Genomic DNA, 17,268 nt, shown 5'->3' with positions numbered 1-17,268 from the left:
TTGTTCCTTGACCGCAATGGCGACCGGGCGCAGCCTTGCCGAAAGGTTTGAGGAACAATCCATGCACCGCTTCCGCTCGCCCCTGCTGGCCCTCTGCGCCCTCCTCGGGCTCTCCGTTTCCGCTGCGGCGCAGACCGCGCCGCCCTCCGCCAACACGCTGGACCAGGTGCGCGCGCGGGGCACGCTGGCCTGTGGGGTGAACGCCAATACGCCGGGCTTCACCACGGTGGACAGCCGGGGCGAGTATCGCGGCATGGTGGCCGATCTCTGCCGTGGCCTGGCCGCCGCCATCTTCGGCGATGCGACCAAGGTGCGCTTCGTGCCGCTCTCCTTCGCCACGCGCTTCACCGCGCTGGGCGCGGGCGAGGTGGACCTGCTGTTCCTCACCAGCACGCAGACCGTGCTGCGGGACACCACGCTCGGCCTGCGTTTCGTGCAGCCCTATTTCTACGACGGCCACGGCTTCATGGTCCGGCGCGATGCGAACGTGACGGAGGTGCGGGGCCTCGCCGGCGCCACCATCTGCCTGCAGCCGGGCACGACGAACGAGCAGATCACGGCCGAGTATTTCCGCAGCCAGCGTCTCACCTTCCGCCCCGTGCTCTTCGAGCAGAATGAGCAGGTGCGCGCGGCCCTGGCCGCCGGCCGCTGCGACGCCTTCGGCTTCGACGCATCGGGCCTCGCCGCCATGCGCTCTTCCCTGCCGGACCCCAATGCCTGGGTCATCCTGCCGCAACTCTTCTCGAAGGAGCCCTACACCGCCGTCATCCGGCGCGGCGACGAGAGCTGGTTCGAACTGGTGCGCTGGTTCACCTTCGCCCTCTTCGAGGCGGAGGAGGCGGGCATCACCGCCGCCAATGCGGATGAGATGCGCCGGACCTCGCAGGATGCGAATGTCCGCCGCCTGCTCGGCGCCCTGCCCGAGGTGGGGCAGGCGCTGCGCGTGGACCCCGCCTGGGCGCTCAACGCCATCAAGGCCATCGGCAATTACGGCGAGCTTTATGCACGCCATCTCGGCCCCAACACGCCGCTCGCCATGCCGCGTGGCAGCAACGAACTCTGGACGCGCGGGGGATTGCATTACGCGCCGCCATTTCGCTGAAAAGGGGAATTACAATGCGGTCACGCCGGCCACAGATCGGTTGACTCGGGCTGCAATCCCGCCCGACCATCCCGCTCAGAAAAGCAAGGTTGAGGCAGGCAAAGCATGAAGTGGGATCGGACCATCCGAGCCGCGCTGGTCGCGGCATGTGCGGTGTTCATGGGCACGGCGGCGCAGGCCGGGCCGACCCTGGATCAGGTCCGCGCGCGCGGCACGCTGGTCTGCGGCATCCATACCGGCGTGGCGGGCTTCGCGTTGCCCGACAGCCGCGGCACCTGGCAGGGGCTGGATGTGGATCTCTGCCGCGGCCTGGCCGTCGCGATCTTCAATGACGCCTCCAAGGTGCGCTTCGTGCCGCTCTCCTCCTCCACGCGCTTCACCGCGCTGGGCTCGGGCGAGATCGACGTGCTTTTCCGCACCTCGACGCAGACCATGCTGCGCGACACCACGCTCGGCCTGCGGCACGTCGTCACCTATTTCTTCGACGGCCATGGCTTCCTGGTTCGCAACAGCCTGGGCGTGCGCCAGGTGCGCGAGATGAACGGCGCCACCATCTGCCTGATCCAGGGCACGACGAATGAGCAGGTGACGGCCGACTACTTCCGCAGCGTCAACGTGCCCTTCCGCCCCGTCGTCTTCGAGCGCACGGACCAGGCGGCCGCGGCCCTCCAGGCCGGCCGCTGCGACAGCTTCGGCTCGGATGCCTCGCAGCTCGCCGCCGTGCGCTCCACCATGCAGAACCCGCGCGAGTGGACCGTGCTTCCCGAGCGCTTCAGCAAGGAGCCCTACGGCGCCTATGTCCGCCGTGGCGACGACGAGTGGTTCGATCTGGTGCGCTGGTACACCACCGCCATCATCGAGGCGGAGGAGCAGGGCGTGACGGCGGCGAATGCCGAGCAGATGCGCCGCACCAGCACCAACCCAAACACGCGCCGCCTGCTGGGTGTGACGCCGGAGCTGGGGCAGTCCTTGAAGCTCGATCCGCTCTGGGCATATAATGTGATCCGCGCCATCGGGAACTACGGTGAGCTGTATGAGCGCACGATGGGAGAGAATACGCCCGTGGCATTGCCCCGTGGCCCGAACAACCTCTGGACCAATGGCGGGCTGATGTACCCCCTGCCGATGCGGTGACCAGGGTGACGAGATAAGGTCCGGCACCGACTCAGGGCCGGATCACTCACGGCGAAAGCCGGGACTGAGCCCCCTTCGGCCGCAAGGTCGGGGGGGTTTTTCGTGGGGCCGGCTCTTGCCGGCTCAGAGGCTGAACAGGCGGCCGTGCCGGGGCATGGCGTCGGCGATCCCGCGGCTTCTCAGCGCGCGCCAATAGCTCACCGGATTGCTCGCCAGCACGGGCTTGCCCAGCTCGCGCTCCGCCGCGCGCGCCACGCCGGCGAAGGGCAGGCCGGTGCCCACCTGGATGATGGCGTCCACCTCCGGGCCGTCCAGCTCCGCCACGGCCGCGCGCAGCCGGTCGAGCGAGACGCGGCCGATCGAGGCCGGGCTCGGCGCGCGCAGTCCGATCAGCCGCACCACCTCATGCCCGGCCTCCTCGAAGATGCGGCGCGCGGCAGCGTCGCCCACCGGCAGGAAGGGCGTGAGCAGGCCGATCCGCACGGGCCGGCCGAACAGCGCGTCCAGCGCCACGCGGATGGCCGAGGTATAGTCCGTGACGCCGCAGCCCAGCCGCTCGCCCACCTCGCGCACCAGGGCTTCGCCGGCCGCACCGCCACCCACGAAATTCTCCACCATGACGCCGAGGATGACGTGATCGGGGCGGCAGGGCGCCAGCGTCTCCACCGCGCCCATCAGCCCGCCCACCATGGCGGCGCGGACGGCGAGCGTATCGGCCGCCTCCGCCACGCGCTGCTCGGGGTTGGCGATGCGCGCATGGGCGTTGATCACGCCCTCCAGCCGGAGGTCGTCCATCTCGGCCTGAACGGCGGTGTTGGTGGCCGGCGCCACCACGCCCATCAGACAGCGGTGGCCCAGCGTGTCGCGCGGGTTGATCTCGGTCATGCGCCGGAGATTGTGGTCAACCAGGGTTGACCGCAATCCAGGTTGTGCCTGCCGAGAGGATGATTCACCGCTTCCGCGCAGCCGCCTCGGCGGATCATGCGCTGGCTATGGCACCACCCCCGCCGCCTGGTTCACGCGGGAGCGCGCGCGGCTGGCGGCGATGCTGGCCGCCCCTTCGTCATTCGCCGCCTCCAGCCGGAGCTGGCGGACGCGGAACAGGTCGAAGGTGCCGGTCTCGCCCGAGCGGAAGGCGCGCAGCGCGATGCCCTCCTGCTCCCGCGCCAGGGCGAGGCGCTGGCGGGCGATGACCAGCGCCGCCTCGGCCGCCCGCAGCTCGGCCTGGGCGCGGGCGGTGGCGGCCTGCACCAGGCGGCGCGCCTGGGTGAGTTCCGCGGTCGCGCGCGTCACGTCGCTCTCGGCCTCGGCGCGGCGTGGCGCGTTGCGCGCCTCGGTGGCGAGCGGGATGCGGACGCGCAGGCCGAGGCTCGTCGTGTCGCTCATCCCCGTGCCGCCCTCCTGCCGGCCGAAAAGGCCGATCTCGGGGTTGTCGATCGGCGTGGCGGCGACCAGGCGCTGGCGCGCCTCGGCATGGGCCAGCGCCGCCTCGGCCGAGACGAGCGCCGGGTGGCGCGCGGCCTGGCGCGGATTCTCCACCGGCAGGTTCGGATCGAGCCCGCCGGTCAGGGTGCGATAGGCCTGGACGGCCTGGGCCGCCGCCGCCTCGGCCTGCGCCAAAGCGAGTTCCGCGCTCAGCGTCTCGTTGCGGGCGAGCAGCGCCTCGGTGGGCGGGATGTCGCCCAGCTCGGCGCGGCGTGCCACGTCGCGGGCGATCTCGCGTGCCGTGCTCAGGCGCTCGCGCGCGAGCTGGGCGGAGCGGCGCGCCTCGGCCGCATCCCACCAGGCCTCGCGCAGCTGGCCGGCCACTTCGAGGCGGCGCAGCGCGATGCGGCCCTCGAACTCGGTCACCGCGCCCGCCACCGTGCCTTGCAGCGCGCCGCGCTGGCCGGGCAGCCAGAGGGGCGCCGCGATCTCCAGATCCGTCTCGCGCACCTGGCCCGGACCTTGCGTGCCCGAGCGGAAGGAGCCGCCCAGCGCCGGCGAGCCCGCGATGGGCGAGCGCGCCGTGATGCCGCGCGCGGCGGCCGCCTCGCGCTGCGCCTCCAGGCCACGGAAGCCGGCATCCAGTGCCAGCGCCGCCTCCAGGTGGCGCGAGAGCTGGCCCTGGCCGTTGCCATTCCCCTGGGCCTGCGCCGTGCCCACCGGCAGCATCAGCGCCGCCAGTACCGCCGCCACCGCCGCCGCCGTCTTCACCCGCGGCAGGGCGAAGCGCTCATAGAGGATGGGCAGCAGGATCAGCGTCAGGCTCGTCGCCGTCACCAGCCCGCCGATCACGACGATGGCGAGCGGCTTCTGGATCTCGCTGCCCGGACCCGTGGCAAACAGGAACGGCACGAGCGCGAGTGCGGCGATCATCGCCGTCAGCACCACCGGCGTCATGCGGCGCCTGGCACCCTCCCGCACCGCGTTTTCGAGGGAGAGCCCCTCCTCGGCGATGAGGCGGTTGATGTAGCTGATCAGCACCACGCCGTTCAGCACCGCGATGCCGATGAGCGTGAGGAAGCCGACGGAGGCGGGCACCGAGATGAACTCGCCCGAGGCCCAGAGCGCGATCACGCCGCCGATCAGCGCGAAGGGCACGTTGCAGAAGACCAGCGTCGCCTGCCGCGCGCTGCCGAAGGTGAGGTAGAGCAGCAGGAAGATGGCGCCGAGCGCGATGGGCACCACGATGGCGAGCCGCGCCTGCGCGCGCTGCTGGTTCTCGAACTGCCCGCCCCAGACCAGGCGATAGCCCTGCGGCAGCTGCACGCGCTGCGCCACCGCCGCCTGCGCCTCGGCCACGAAGCCGCCGATGTCGCGGCCGCGGACATTGCTCAGCACGGTGGCGAAGCGCTCGGCCTGTTCGCGGATCACCTGCACGGCGCCCTCCTCTTCGCGGATTTCCGCCACCTGGCTCAGCAGCACCGTGCCGCCGGCCGGAAGGGCGATCTGGACGCGGGCGAGATCGGCCGCGGAACGGCGCAGTCCCTCCTCGCCGCGCAGCAGCAGCGGGATGCGGCGGTCGCCCTCCAGCACCTGGCCGACATTGCGGCCATCCACCCAGACGCGCAGCGCCTCCTGCACGTCGCTCGCGTTCAGGCCGAGGCGACCGGCGGCGAGGCGATCCACGCGGACGGTGAGATACTTCATGCCCTCGTTGCGCAGCGCGAAGACATCGGCGCTGCCGGTGATGCCGCGCACCGCCTCGGCCACCTCGCGGCCGATGCGGTTCAGCTCGGGGATCTCGGGGCCGAAGACCTTGATCACCACGTCGCCACGCGCGCCGATGATCATCTCCTGCACGCGCATGTCGATGGGCTGGCTGAAAGAGAAGCTGGTGCCGGGGAAGCCCTCCAGCACCTGGCGCACCTGGTCGAGGATCCAGGGCGTGCCGCCCGCCTTCGCCTCGGCGCGCCATTGGTCGGGCGGCGCCATGGTGAAGAACATGTCCGTCTCGTTCAGGCCGACCGGATCAATGCCGAGTTCATCGGCGCCGGCGCGGGACATGATGCCGCGCACCTCGGGCACGCGGGCGATGATCTCGCGCGCGATGCGCTGGTCGGTCTCGGCGGCTTCCTCGACGCCGATGGTGGGGTGCTTGCGGACCGTGACCACGGGCGTTCCCTCATCCATGACGGGGATGAAGATGCTGCCGATCCGCGTGAAGGCGAGGCCGGCCAGCACCAGGCCGACGCCGGCCGTGGCCGCCACGCGGAAGGGGCGCGCCATGGCCCATTCCAGGAAGGGGTCATAGGCGGCGTGCAGCTTGCGGACGAGCCAGGGCTCCTGGTGGTGGCCGCCGCGCAGCAGGAAGGCGCACATCACCGGCACCACCGTCAGCGCCAGCGTGAGCGCGGCCACCAGCGCGAAGGCGATGGTGAGCGCCACCGGCCCGAAGAGCCGCCCTTCCAGGCCCTGCAGCGAGAGCAGGGGCACGAAGACCGCGATGATGATGATGACGCCCGAGACGAGCGGCACCATCACCTCGCGCGTCGCTTCCGCCGTGAAGCGGAGGCGCTGGGCCATGGAGAGCTTCGACAGCTTCTCCATGCCGAAGCGGTGCGCCGCGTTCTCCACCACCACCACGGCGCAGTCCACCAGCAGGCCGATGGCGATGGCGAGGCCGCCCAGCGACATGATGTTCGCGGACAGCCCGAAATAATGCATCAGCCCGAAGGTCACGAGCACGGCGAGCGGCAGGCTGAGCGAGACGACCAGTGCCGCGCGCCAGTTGCCGAGGAAGAGGATCAGCAGCACGACGACGAGCGCGATCGCCTCCAGCAGCACCTTCTGCACGGTCCAGACCGCCTTCCCGATCAGGTCGGCGCGGTCATAGAAGACGACGAGGTTCACGCCGTCCGGCAGGGCGTTCTGGATGGCCGGGAAACGCTCGCGCGCGCCCTCCACCACGCTGCGCGCATTGGCGCCGCGCAGGCCGAGCACGATGCCCCAGACCGCCTCGCCCTCGCCATCGCGCGTCACCACGCCGTTGCGCGGCAGGGCGCCGAAGCGCACATCGGCCACGTCGCCCACGCGGACCACGCCGGCATCGCGCGCCAGCAGCACGATGGCGCGCACATCCTCCAGCGTCTGGATGCGGCCTTCGGCGCGCACCAGCAGCGCCTCCTCGCCGTCGCGGATGCGGCCTGCGCCGTCATTGCGGTTGTTGCGCTCCAGCGCCTCCTCCAGCATGGCGGTCGAGATGCCGCGCGCGGCCATGGCGGCGGGGTCGGGCACCACCTCATAGGTGCGGACGAAGCCGCCCAGCACGTTCACGTCGGCCACGCCAGGCACGGCGCGCAGCTGCGGCCGCACGACCCAGTCCATCAGCGTCCGCGCCTCGGTGGGCGAGAGCTGCTCGCCCTCCAGCGTGAACATCAGCATCTCGGCCAGCGGCGTGATGATGGGGGCGAGGCCGCCCGAGACGCCCTCGGGCAGCTGGTCCTCCAGCTCGTTCAGGCGTTCGTTCACCTGGGCGCGCGCCCAGTAGATGTCGGTGCCCTCGGCGAATTCGAAGGTCATCAGCGTGACCGAGAAGCGCGTGACCGAGCGCATGAAGACGAGGTTCGGGATGCCGCGCATCGCGAGCTCGATCGGGTTGGTCACGCGGCGCTCCAGCTCCTCCGGCGTCAGGCCCGGCGCGCGCATGGAGACGAGCACCTGCGTCGGCGCCACGTCGGGGAAGGCGTCGATGGGCAGGGCGCGATAGGATTGGAAGCCCCAGACGGCGAGGCCGAGGGCGGCGATGAGCACCAGCAGCCGCTGGCGCAGCGCCGTATCAAGCAGCTTGGCGAGCATGGATCAGCCCCCATCCGCTTCGGACAGCTCGGCCAGCAGCGCGAGCAGGCCACGCGTGGCGATCTGGTCCGTCGGTGCCAAGCCGCCGCGGATCGAGGTGAATTGCGCCGTCTCGTTCAGCACCGTCACCGGGCGCGCGGTGAAGCCGGTCGGCGTGCGGATGAAGACCCAGCTGCGCTCGCGGTGGCGCACCACGCTGCCGGCGGGCACGCGGTATTGCGGCATGCCGTTGCCGCGCAATTGCAGCGCCACCGTCACCGCCTGGCCGGGGCGCAGCGCATCCGCGCCGCGATGCATCTCGGCCACGGCGGTGACGCTTTGCGTCGCGGCATCGGCGGTGCGGCCGATGCGCAGGACGAAGCCCTCGGCGCCCTGGGCGGGCACCAGCACGCGGGCATTGGCCTCCAGCGCCGGCGCGCGGGAGAGGGGGACCTGAATGTTGATCCAGAGCGTGGTGAGGTCGCCGATCGTCATCAGCGGCGCGGCCTGGGCCACGCGCTCGCCCGGTGTGGCGGCGCGGCCAAGGACGACGCCCGCGACCGGGCTCGTCACCGTCAGCCCCTGCTGGATGCGGCGGCTGCGGCGCAGTTCCGCGACTTCGGGATCGGTGAGGCCGAGCAGGTTGAGCAGCTGCGTGCGCTCATCCAGCGCGGCGGCGGCGGCCGTGGCCTCGGCGCGGGTGACGATGAGGCGGCGCTCGGCGATCACGCGTTCGCGGAAGAGTTCCTCGTCGCGGCGGAGCTTTTCCTGCGCGAGTTCGGCGCCGGTCGCGGCCTCCAGGAAGAGGCGCTGCGCCTCGACAAGTTCGGTGCTGCGCAGGCGGGCCACGGCCTGGCCCGCGCGCACGCGCTCATCCGGGGCGACGAAGAGGCTCTCGATCAGGCCCGCGGCTGGCGCGGCGATGACGCGCAGCTGCGTGGGCGGCACCACCACCTGGCCCGGGAGAAGGATCTCGGAAGGCCCGGTCTCGGGCTCGACGCGGCCCAGTTCGAAGCCGCCGGCCCGGAACTGCCGGTCATCCAGGCGGATCTGGATGTCGGGCGTGCCAGGTTGCGCGAGGGCGGGGCGTGCCACCGGGGGTTGCAGGGCGGCAAGCAGAAGCATTGGCGCGCACAAGCGGCGCGCGACGCGGACGGGCATCACGACTCTCCAAATACAGGTCTTCTGGAGAGCGCACGGCTCAGCGCTCAGGGTCCCGGAGCGATTCCGGAAGTCGGCTCAACAGGCCCCTTGGACGGTTGGGGCGTGCCGCATGCCTGCGATCTCCAGCGCCGGCCGACAAATGACATTTGGTTCATCTATCGGAAGGTTTCAAGTCCCGGCCGGCCGGGGCATTACAGGGGCCCGCCTTGATCCCGCCTGAACCAAGGCTTGCGTGAAACTGAACGGAGCCCTCGCATGATCATCCTCGTCACCGGCGCCACCGCCGGCTTTGGCCGCGTCATCGCCCAGCGTTTCGCGGGCACCGGCGCGCGCATCATCGCGGCCGGGCGGCGCGTGGAGCGGCTGGAGACATTGCGCGCGGAACTGGGCGCCGACCGCGTGCTGCCGCTGACGCTGGACGTGCGGAACCGCGAGGCGGTGGCCGCCGCCATCGCGGGCCTGCCGGCCGATTGGGCCGAAATTGACGTCTGCGTGAACAATGCGGGCCTCGCCCTCGGCCTTTCCGGCGCGCAGGAGGCGGATCTCGATGACTGGGACGCGATGGTGGACACCAACATCAAGGGCCTGATGTATGTGACGCGCGCCGTGCTGCCGGGGATGGTGTCGCGCAACCGCGGGCACATCATCAACCTGGGCTCGACGGCGGGCGAGTTCCCCTATCCCGGCGGCAATGTCTATGGCGCGAGCAAGGCCTTCGTCCGCCATTTCAGCCTGAACCTGCGCGCCGACCTCTGGGGCACCAAGGTGCGCGTGACCGACATCGAGCCTGGCCTGGTGGGCGGGACGGAGTTCAGCCATGTCCGCTTCCATGGCGATGACGCGAAGGCAGCCGGCGTCTATGCCGGCGCCGAGCCGCTGACGCCCGAGGATGTGGCGGAAGCCGTCCACTGGTGCGCGACGCTTCCCGCCCGCGTGAACATCAACACGCTGCAGATGATGCCGGTGGGCCAGGCCTTCGGCCCGCTGCGCGTCCACAAGGAATGAGCGGCGCGACACCGCCCTTTCCGCCCCGCCACCGTGGGGAAATCCCGGTCACTGATCTTCTCGCCCGCGCCTCCCGCAGCCTGCTGGAGGTCTGGGGCGAGGAGATGTTCCGCAGCTCCGGTACCCTGCTGGAGGCGCTTGGCCAGAAGCTGATCGTCTTCAACCGGCCCGGCGCCATCGAGGCGGTGCTGGTGACGCAGGCCGAGGTCTTCGCGGCCAAGCCGGCGCAGCTGACGAAACTGCTGGCGCCGCTCCTGGGGGAGGGGCTCTTCGTGGCCGAGGGCCGCGCCTGGGCGGGCCGCCGCGCGGCGGTGGAATCCGCCATGGCCGGCGCGCTGGAGGGGCCGCCGCCCGATTGGGCCGCCCGGCCGGAGGGCGCCACGCTAGACGTGGTCGCGGAGATGGAGCGCGTCTCGGCCTCGCTGCTGCTGCGCCTGCTCTTCGGGAGCGCGGCGGGCGATCCGGGGGAGATCATGCGCCTCGCCCGCGCCTATCGGGCCAAGATCAGCGGCGCGGGGCTGATCCCCCTCCTCGCCCTGCCCGAGCCGCTGGTCCGGCTGCGCCTCGGTGGCGACGCGAAGCGCATCCGTGCCCTGGTCGAGCCGCTGCTGGCGCAGGCGCGCAGGACGGGGCAAGGCATCGCCGCCGCGCTGCCGGCGACAGGCGCGCGGGACGAGGTGATCTCGCTCTTCGCGATCGGGCATGAGGCGCTGTCCGGCCTGCTCGCCGCCGCCTGGTTCCTGCTGGGCCAGGCGCCGGAGGTGGAGGCGGCGCTGCACGGGGAGCTGGATTCGGGCGTGGAGGACGGGCCCTGGGTGCGGGCCGTGCTGCGTGAGACGCTGCGGCTTTATCCGCCGCTGCCGCTCATCGCGCGGGTGGCGGGGCGGGCGACGCAGGTGGGGGTGCTGCCCGTGCCCAAGGGCAGCGTCGCCTTCGTCTCGCCCTGGCTGGTGCAGCGCCATGCCGACAATTGGGAGGCGCCGGATGAATTCCGCCCGGCGCGCTTCCTGCCCGAGGCCCCCCCGCCCCGGCCCTTCAGCTACCTCCCCTTCGGCCTCGGCCCCCGGCATTGCGTGGGCGAGGCCTTCACGATGCGGGCGGCGATGCGCGTCATGGCGCATCTGGCGCGGCGGTACCGGCTGCGCCCGCTGCCGGGGCCGCCCGTGGTGCCGCGCGCGGGGCTGACGCTCTCCCTGGCCGAGCGGCTGCCGATGCGGCTGGAGCGGCGCGATGGCCCCCTGTGATTGCCCCCTGTGATTGCTCTGGGGGCTGATCCGCGCTTCAACCCGGGCATGACGATCAGCCTCGACGAAGCCCGCGCCCTCGCCACCGCCGCCCTGACCGCCGCCGGGGCCAATCCCGGGATGGCGGCGCTGACGGCCGAGGCCCTGGTCGCCGCCGAGGCGGAGGGGCAGGGGGGCCACGGCCTCTCCCGCGTCGCGATGTATGCGGGCTTCCTGCGCGAGGGGCGGGCGGATGGCGCCGCCATCCCGCGCGTGACGCGCGAGCGCGGCGGTGCGGCGCTGGTGGATGCGGGGAACGGCCTGGCCTATCCCGCGCTGCGCCTGGCCGAGGCGGAGGCGGCGCGGCGCGCGGCCGAGCACGGCGTGTCCTTCATCACCATCACCAACAGCCATCACGCGGGCGCCATGGCGCTGCCGGTGCGGCGCCTGGCGCGGCAGGGGCTGGTGGCGCTGGCCTTCACCAATTCGCCCTATGCCATGCCGGTGCCGGGCGGGAGGCGGCCCCTGCTGGGCACCAACCCCGTCGCCGCCGCCTTCCCGCGCCGGGATGCGGCGCCGATGGTGGTGGACCTGGCCCTCTCGGAAGTGGCGCGCGGCAAGATCATGGTCGCCGCCAAGGAAGGCCGGCCCATCCCGGAAGGCTGGGCGCTGGATTCGGAAGGCCGCCCGACGACCGACGCGAAGGCCGCGCTGGATGGCGCCATGCTGGCCATGGGCGGGGCGAAGGGGGCGGCGCTGGCGCTGGTGGTGGAGGTGCTCTGCGTGGCGCTTGGCGGTGCGGCCTTCGGCTTCGAGGCGGACAGCTTCTTCGCCCCCTCGCCCAATCCGCCGCGCCTGGGCCATGCGATCCTCGCGGTGGATCCCGGCGCGCTGGCGGGGCGCGAGGCCTTCCTGGACCGGATGGAGGCGCTCGTGACCGCGATGCTGGGCGATGCGGGCGTCCGCCTGCCGGGCGCGCGGCGCGACGGGCTGACGGCCCGCGCCGAGGTCGGGGGCATCGCCGTGCCCGACGCGCTGCTGGCGCAGCTTCGGGCCATGGCGCATGTCTGAGTTCCGCGGCGGCTATGGGCCGTCCAACTACCCGCCGCCGCCCCGCCGGCCGGAGCCGCAGCGCATCTGCGGGGTGAATGCCGTGCGCGCGCTCTTCCTGCGCCGGCCCGAGGCGGTGCAGCGCCTGCACTACCTGGCCGAGCGCCGACCGGTGGCCGGGCCGCTCTGCCGTTACCTCGCGCGGCACAAGAAGGCCTATCGCGAGGTGCTGGAGGATGAGCTGGCGAAGATCGCCGGCACCGAGCACCATGGCGGCATCGTCGCCATCGCTGATCCGCGCAAGGCCCAGCCCATCCCGACGCCGCCGCCGCCCGTGCTCTTCGCCGCGCCCGTGCTGCTGGTGCTGGATGGCATCGGCAATCCGCACAATCTGGGCGCCATCGCCCGCGCCGCCGCCTTCTTCAACGCCAAGGCGCTGCTGCTCTCGGGCGATTCGCGCCAGGCGGACCTCTCGGATGCCGCCTTCCGCACCTCGGAGGGTGCCTTGGAGCATCTGGCGGTGTTCCGCGCGGAGGATCTGGGCAGCACGCTGCGCCGCTTCGCGGGGCAATGGCATGTGGTGGGCGCGGTCGCCTCGGGCGGGCTGCCGCCGGCGCGGATCGCGCGGAACAAGCCCATCGCCCTGGTGATGGGCGCGGAGGAGACGGGGCTTTCCCCCGACATCCTGGCCTGCTGCGCCGAGCGCGTGACGTTGCCCGGCTCGGGCCTCGTCGAGAGTCTCAATGTTGCGGCAGCCACCGCGGTGCTGCTGCACGCGCTGCAAGGCTGACATCCGGGGAAATCCCTTGAAGCTTCAGCGGGGGCACGTGCATGGTCCCGCACAGATGCCAAGCGCTCCCTTCCAGGCCGAGACCGAGGCCGGCCGTCTCGTCCTGCGCTTCAGCGGCGCGCTCGACACCGCCGTCGCCACGGCCGGCTGGGAAGCGGCGCATCGCGCGGTGAAGTCCGGGGGCGCGCTGACGCTGGATGCGGCGGGCGTCACGCAGCTCGATTCGGGCGGGGCCGCGCTGCTCGTCTCGCTCGCGCGGCAGGCGGGCGAGGCGGATTGGCGCGAGCCGGCGGCCGAGGCGCCGCGCGGCGCGCTGGAGCGCTTCCGCAAGGCCATCCCGCCCGACCCGCCGCCGCCCAAGCCCAGGCCCTTCCGCCCGCTGACCAACCTCGGCGCCTTCACGCTGGACAAGCTCCGGGCCGTGGCCGGCCGCATGGCCTTCCTGGGCGAGACGGTGCTGGCCACCATCCGGCTCATCCCGCGCCCCTGGCGGCTGCGCTGGGCCGAGGTGATGCGCCACCTGGACGAGGCGGGGACGCGCGCCTTCCCACTCTGCATCCTGCTGGGCACGCTGATCGGCGTGATCCTGGCCTTCCAATCCTCCGTGCCCATGCGGCAATTCGGCGCGGAGATCTTCATTCCGCAGCTCGTCGGCATCTCGCTGACGCGCGAACTCGGGCCGCTGCTGGCCTCCATCATCCTGGCCGGGCGCACCGGCTCGGCCTATGCGGCGGAACTCGGCACCATGCGGGTGAATGAGGAGGTGGACGCGCTGAAGATCATGGGGCTCGACCCCGTGGCCTGGCTGGTCGTGCCGCGGATCGTCGCCTCCACCCTCGTCATGCCGGCGCTCACCATGGTGATGAACGTCACCGGCATCCTCGGCATGATGATCGTGATGGGGGCGCTGGGCTTCCCGCCGGTGGCCGTGCTGAACCAGCTGGAGCAATGGCTTTCGCTGCAGGATCTGGCGGGCGGCCTGGGCAAGGCCGCGATCTTCGGTCTCGCCATCGGCTATATCGGCTGCCAGGCCGGGCTCTCCGCCGGGCGCGGGCCGCGCGCGGTGGGCGATGCGGCGACATCGGCCGTGGTGGGCGGCATCGTGGCGCTGGTGGTGCTGGACGGCATCTTCGCCATCCTCTTCTTCCGGCTGGGCTGGTGATGGTGGAGAGCCCGAACGCGCCGGCGGTGCTGACGGCCGAAGGCGTGGCGATGCGCTTCGGCGCGCGCACCATCTTCAAGAATGTGAGCTTCGAGGTCCGCCGCGGCGAGGTCTTCGTCATCCTGGGCGGCTCGGGCTGCGGGAAATCCACCCTGCTCAAGCTGCTGATCGGGCTGATGCCGCCCACCCACGGCGAAATCCGCGTGCTCGATGGCGACTGGACGGCGCTGGAGGGCGAGGCGCGGCGGGCGCTGCTCAGGCGCATCGGCGTGATGTGGCAATCGGGCGCGCTGCTGGGATCGTTGACGCTGGCCGAAAACGTGATGCTGCCGATCGAGGCGCATACCAAGCTGCCCCAGGCGGCGCGCGCGCTGGTGGCCAGCGCCAAGCTCGGCCTGGTGGGCCTGGGCGACGCGCAGGACCGGTTGCCGGCGGAGATCTCGGGCGGCATGCTGAAGCGCGCCGGCATCGCCCGCGCCATGGCGCTGGACCCCGAGATCCTGTTCCTGGACGAGCCGAGTGCGGGGCTCGATCCCATCACCTCGGCCGGGCTCGACGCGCTGATCCTGTCACTGGCGCGGGAGACGGGGACAACCTTCGTGGTGGTGACGCATGAGCTGCAATCCATCCTGGCCATCGGGGACCGCTGCATCATGCTGGACAAGGAGGCGCAGGGGATGATCGCCGAGGGCGACCCGAAGCGGCTGCGGGACGAGAGCGAGCACCCCACGGTGCGCGCCTTCTTCCGGCGGGAGGTGATGTAGATGGCGAGCATGCGCAAGATCCAGCTCTCGGTCGGGCTGATGGTGGTGGTGGGCCTGGCGCTGCTGGTGGGGGTGGTGCTCTTCCTGACGCAGAACCGGCTGGGCCGCAGCGACGTGATGTTCGAGACCTATATCCGCGAATCCGTGCAGGGGCTCGAGGTCGGCTCGCCCGTGCGGTATCGCGGCGTGGCGGTGGGGCGCGTGACGGAGATCGGGCTGGCCGCGGCCGAGTATCGCCGGCCGGAGGGTGAGGCCTTCGCCGCCGCCTTCCAGCTGGTGGTGGTGCGCTTCGCCGTCAGCCTGACGCGGGTGGGGGATGTGCCCTCGACCGATGACGCGGTGGCGGCCGGGCTCAGGGCGCGGCTGGCGAGCCAGGGCATCACGGGTGTGGCGTATATCGAGCTGGATTTCCTCGATGCCGAGCGCTACCCGATTCCGGCCCTGCCCTGGACGCCGCGCTTCGCCTGGATTCCGGCCGTGCCCTCCACCGTGGCGCAGGTGACGAGCGCGGCGGAGATGCTGCTGCGGCAGATCCAGGGCATTGATTTCGTGGGCATGGCGACGAACATCAACGACCTCTTCCTGGACCTCCGGCGGCAGACCGACACGGGCGAGCTGGCGGTGGCGCTGCGCGAGGCGGCGAGCCTGATGCAGGAGCTGCGCGGCATCGCCAGCCAGACGGATGTGCCGGGCGCGGTGGCCGAGCTGCGCTCCACGGCCGGCGCCATCAAGAGCCTGGCCCAGGGGCAGGAGGTGCGGGAGACGCTTTCCGCCATGGGGGCGGCCGCGCAGGATCTCCGGCGGGCCACGGCGCGGCTGCCTGGGACGATCGGGCAGCTGGATTCCAGCCTGCGGGCCGCGCGCAACGCCACCACCGATGTCCAGGCCGACCTGGCGCCGCTGCTGCGGGACCTGCGCGCGGCCACCGCCAATCTGCGCGAGACGACCGAGGCGCTGCGGCGCTCGCCCTCCCAGGCCTTGTGGGGCGCGCCGCCCCCGGCCCCGCCCGGAGCCACACGATGAACCGTCGCCTGCTTCTGGGCCTGCCGCTGCTGGCGGCGGGCTGCTCGGTCCTGCCGGACCGGCCCTTCATCGAATCGCAACGCTTCACCCTCTCTCCTCGGCGGGAGGGGCCGCCCGGCGCGCGGACGCGCCACGCCCTGCTGCTGCGGACCATGCGCGCCGCCCCGGGGATGGAGCAGCGCGGGTTGCGCCGGGTGCGGACGGAAGGCCGGGTGGATGTCGCGCCCTATGAGGAATGGCTGGCGCCGCCCACCGAACTGGCGGAGCTGGCGCTGCGGCAATGGCTGGTCGCCTCCGGGCGCTTCACCGCCGTGACGGCGCCTGGTTCACGTTTGGCGACATTTCTTGTTTTAGAGACGGAATTGATCGCCCTGGAGATGGGGGTGGATGGCGCCCGTGCATCCCTCTCGGCGCTGCTGCTGGGGCAGGCGGGCGGCTTGGGCGATGCCCGTGTGCTGGGGCAAACCATTGTGGAAGGCCGGTCTCCGGCTGCCCTGGAGGCGGATGCGCCGCAGCGGGCGGCGGCCATGCAGGCGGCCCTGGGCCAGGCCTTCGCGCGGCTCGAGTCTTGGATTGTCTCTCTCGTCTAAGTTTCGGAACGGTATTAACCAAGAATATACGATTTTCCCGACATATTCTCAAAATCAAGACTTTGCTCTGATTTGAGCTTCGGTCATTCTCGGCCTGGGGAATATGGGGGATTAAGATGAGTACCACGTGTATCAATACGTGGGACGAGGTCTGGGCGGAGTTCGACGCCCGCCAGGCCGCTCGTTCCGAAATGTCCAACCCGGCGGTGATGGTGGCGGGGGCCACCGCAGCCGCGCCGCGGAAGGACCCGGTCGGCCGGTTGCGTGGCCTGATCCAGGCGCGGCGGACCCGTGCGGATGCCATCCGGCGCTCCTTTCTCGAAGATTCCGTCGAGCGCTGGGGCAGCGAGGCCGAACGCCTGCGCGCGGCCCAGGCGCGGCGCCGCCAGGTAAAGCCCAAGCGTGGCCTCGGGCGCTTCAAGCGCGTCCTCGCCGTCATGGCCTGCACGGCGGTTGCGGTCTATGCCGGTTCGCCCGTCGCTTCGGCCGTGCAGGTCGCGGCCGCGATCCAGCGGGGCGATGCCACGGCCCTCGCCCACTACATCGACTGGAACACGCTGCGCCCGGCGCTGAACGCGGCGCTCACCGCCGAGACGCAACGCAATTCCACCGCACCCATGCCGGACTTCATCACCGGCATGGCGCAGGACATGACCGACCGTCTGGCCTCGCCCGCCGGCCTCGCGCTGCTGCTGAACGAGCGCCTTGCCGCCGCCGGCACCCAGCCCGCGCGGGACATGCTGAGCCGCGTGCGCATGGTCGAGGCCGGGCTCTGGGAGGTGACGCTGACCTCGGTCAACGTGCCCGACCGTTCGGCCACGCTGACCCTGGCCCTGACCGACCCGATGCGGTTGCGCTGGGAGGTCCAGGCCATCCAGCTCCCGGCGCAGCTGCCCGCGCGGCTGCGGTAGGGGCTGGGAGGCTGATTCACGCCTTTGGCGATGCCGCCAAAGCCGATCAGACTCCAGAGATCCCCCCCCGGGATGGCCGGGAGTGCGATGG

Annotated in this window: 14 protein-coding genes; 11 read left to right on the top strand and 3 right to left on the bottom strand. The window is 71.7% G+C overall.

The genetic code is table 11. The features are described from left to right. Nucleotides 1–61 precede the first annotated feature (61 nt). A complete protein-coding gene (locus tag ACQ860_RS12595; protein WP_431303694.1) occupies nucleotides 62–1,102 on the top strand; it encodes an amino acid ABC transporter substrate-binding protein in 1,041 nt (346 codons plus the stop codon). Between the two features lie 105 nt (nucleotides 1,103–1,207). Next, the gene (locus tag ACQ860_RS12590; protein WP_431303693.1) at nucleotides 1,208–2,236 is read left to right on the top strand and encodes an amino acid ABC transporter substrate-binding protein; all 1,029 of its coding nucleotides are present in this window, start codon (nucleotides 1,208–1,210) and stop codon (nucleotides 2,234–2,236) included. 123 nt (nucleotides 2,237–2,359) lie between these two features. Here ACQ860_RS12590 and ACQ860_RS12585 read toward each other — a convergent pair whose 3' ends face one another. The 3 genes from ACQ860_RS12585 to ACQ860_RS12575 form a co-directional block, all read right to left on the bottom strand. Next, nucleotides 2,360–3,121, bottom strand: coding sequence for a maleate cis-trans isomerase family protein (locus ACQ860_RS12585; RefSeq protein WP_431303692.1), 762 nt, complete (start codon nucleotides 3,119–3,121; stop codon nucleotides 2,360–2,362). Nucleotides 3,122–3,226: 105 nt separating this feature from the next. After that, nucleotides 3,227–7,516, bottom strand: a complete 4,290-nt coding sequence (locus ACQ860_RS12580; RefSeq protein ID WP_431303691.1) for a CusA/CzcA family heavy metal efflux RND transporter — start codon at nucleotides 7,514–7,516, stop codon at nucleotides 3,227–3,229. Between the two features lie 3 nt (nucleotides 7,517–7,519). After that, nucleotides 7,520–8,620, bottom strand: coding sequence for an efflux RND transporter periplasmic adaptor subunit (locus ACQ860_RS12575; protein WP_431303690.1), 1,101 nt, complete (start codon nucleotides 8,618–8,620; stop codon nucleotides 7,520–7,522). A 294-nt stretch (nucleotides 8,621–8,914) separates the two neighbouring features. Here ACQ860_RS12575 and ACQ860_RS12570 point away from each other — a divergent pair, with 294 nt between their 5' ends. From ACQ860_RS12570 to ACQ860_RS12530, 9 genes are all read left to right on the top strand, one after another. After that, entirely contained in the window at nucleotides 8,915–9,664 is a 750-nt protein-coding gene (locus ACQ860_RS12570) for an SDR family NAD(P)-dependent oxidoreductase (RefSeq protein WP_431303689.1), read from the top strand. Further along, on the top strand, nucleotides 9,661–10,908 hold the full coding sequence (locus ACQ860_RS12565; RefSeq protein WP_431303688.1) for a cytochrome P450: 1,248 nt from the start codon (nucleotides 9,661–9,663) through the stop codon (nucleotides 10,906–10,908). The genes ACQ860_RS12570 and ACQ860_RS12565 overlap by 4 nt, the downstream gene beginning before the upstream one ends. Nucleotides 10,909–10,956: 48 nt before the next feature. Further along, nucleotides 10,957–11,958, top strand: coding sequence for an Ldh family oxidoreductase (locus tag ACQ860_RS12560; protein ID WP_431303687.1), 1,002 nt, complete (start codon nucleotides 10,957–10,959; stop codon nucleotides 11,956–11,958). Further along, the gene (locus ACQ860_RS12555) at nucleotides 11,951–12,727 is read left to right on the top strand and encodes a TrmH family RNA methyltransferase (protein ID WP_431303686.1); all 777 of its coding nucleotides are present in this window, start codon (nucleotides 11,951–11,953) and stop codon (nucleotides 12,725–12,727) included. The genes ACQ860_RS12560 and ACQ860_RS12555 overlap by 8 nt, the downstream gene beginning before the upstream one ends. A gap of 55 nt (nucleotides 12,728–12,782) precedes the next feature. Beyond that, nucleotides 12,783–13,889, top strand: a complete 1,107-nt coding sequence (locus ACQ860_RS12550; RefSeq protein ID WP_431303685.1) for an ABC transporter permease — start codon at nucleotides 12,783–12,785, stop codon at nucleotides 13,887–13,889. Then, entirely contained in the window at nucleotides 13,889–14,653 is a 765-nt protein-coding gene (locus ACQ860_RS12545) for an ABC transporter ATP-binding protein (protein ID WP_431303684.1), read from the top strand. The genes ACQ860_RS12550 and ACQ860_RS12545 overlap by 1 nt, the downstream gene beginning before the upstream one ends. 9 nt (nucleotides 14,654–14,662) lie before the next feature. Next, nucleotides 14,663–15,676, top strand: a complete 1,014-nt coding sequence (locus ACQ860_RS12540; RefSeq protein WP_431303683.1) for an MlaD family protein — start codon at nucleotides 14,663–14,665, stop codon at nucleotides 15,674–15,676. After that, the gene (locus tag ACQ860_RS12535) at nucleotides 15,673–16,266 is read left to right on the top strand and encodes an ABC-type transport auxiliary lipoprotein family protein (RefSeq protein WP_431303682.1); all 594 of its coding nucleotides are present in this window, start codon (nucleotides 15,673–15,675) and stop codon (nucleotides 16,264–16,266) included. The genes ACQ860_RS12540 and ACQ860_RS12535 overlap by 4 nt, the downstream gene beginning before the upstream one ends. 116 nt (nucleotides 16,267–16,382) lie before the next feature. Continuing rightward, a complete protein-coding gene (locus ACQ860_RS12530) occupies nucleotides 16,383–17,177 on the top strand; it encodes a DUF2939 domain-containing protein (protein ID WP_431303681.1) in 795 nt (264 codons plus the stop codon). Nucleotides 17,178–17,268: the final 91 nt, after the last annotated feature.

The organism is Sediminicoccus sp. BL-A-41-H5 (genome assembly GCF_050632405.1).
Taxonomy (GTDB): Bacteria; Pseudomonadota; Alphaproteobacteria; order Acetobacterales; family Acetobacteraceae; genus Roseococcus.
The sequence above is the reverse complement of the archived record's forward strand: the minus strand, read 5'-3'. Positions and strand labels throughout refer to the sequence as shown.

Bases quoted from the DNA above. Each gene is read 5' to 3' on its own strand.
- ACQ860_RS12590 (WP_431303693.1), top strand. From the start codon at position 1,208: ATGAAGTGGGATCGGACCATCCGAGCCGCGCTGGTCGCGGCATGTGCG.
- ACQ860_RS12565 (WP_431303688.1), top strand. From the start codon at position 9,661: ATGAGCGGCGCGACACCGCCCTTTCCGCCCCGCCACCGTGGGGAAATC.
- ACQ860_RS12530 (WP_431303681.1), top strand. From the start codon at position 16,383: ATGAGTACCACGTGTATCAATACGTGGGACGAGGTCTGGGCGGAGTTC.
- ACQ860_RS12580 (WP_431303691.1), bottom strand. From the start codon at position 7,516: ATGCTCGCCAAGCTGCTTGATACGGCGCTGCGCCAGCGGCTGCTGGTG.
- ACQ860_RS12545 (WP_431303684.1), top strand. From the start codon at position 13,889: ATGGTGGAGAGCCCGAACGCGCCGGCGGTGCTGACGGCCGAAGGCGTG.
- ACQ860_RS12535 (WP_431303682.1), top strand. From the start codon at position 15,673: ATGAACCGTCGCCTGCTTCTGGGCCTGCCGCTGCTGGCGGCGGGCTGC.
- ACQ860_RS12560 (WP_431303687.1), top strand. From the start codon at position 10,957: ATGACGATCAGCCTCGACGAAGCCCGCGCCCTCGCCACCGCCGCCCTG.
- ACQ860_RS12585 (WP_431303692.1), bottom strand. From the start codon at position 3,121: ATGACCGAGATCAACCCGCGCGACACGCTGGGCCACCGCTGTCTGATG.
- ACQ860_RS12540 (WP_431303683.1), top strand. From the start codon at position 14,663: ATGCGCAAGATCCAGCTCTCGGTCGGGCTGATGGTGGTGGTGGGCCTG.
- ACQ860_RS12595 (WP_431303694.1), top strand. From the start codon at position 62: ATGCACCGCTTCCGCTCGCCCCTGCTGGCCCTCTGCGCCCTCCTCGGG.
- ACQ860_RS12570 (WP_431303689.1), top strand. From the start codon at position 8,915: ATGATCATCCTCGTCACCGGCGCCACCGCCGGCTTTGGCCGCGTCATC.
- ACQ860_RS12550 (WP_431303685.1), top strand. From the start codon at position 12,783: ATGCCAAGCGCTCCCTTCCAGGCCGAGACCGAGGCCGGCCGTCTCGTC.
- ACQ860_RS12575 (WP_431303690.1), bottom strand. From the start codon at position 8,620: ATGCTTCTGCTTGCCGCCCTGCAACCCCCGGTGGCACGCCCCGCCCTC.
- ACQ860_RS12555 (WP_431303686.1), top strand. From the start codon at position 11,951: ATGTCTGAGTTCCGCGGCGGCTATGGGCCGTCCAACTACCCGCCGCCG.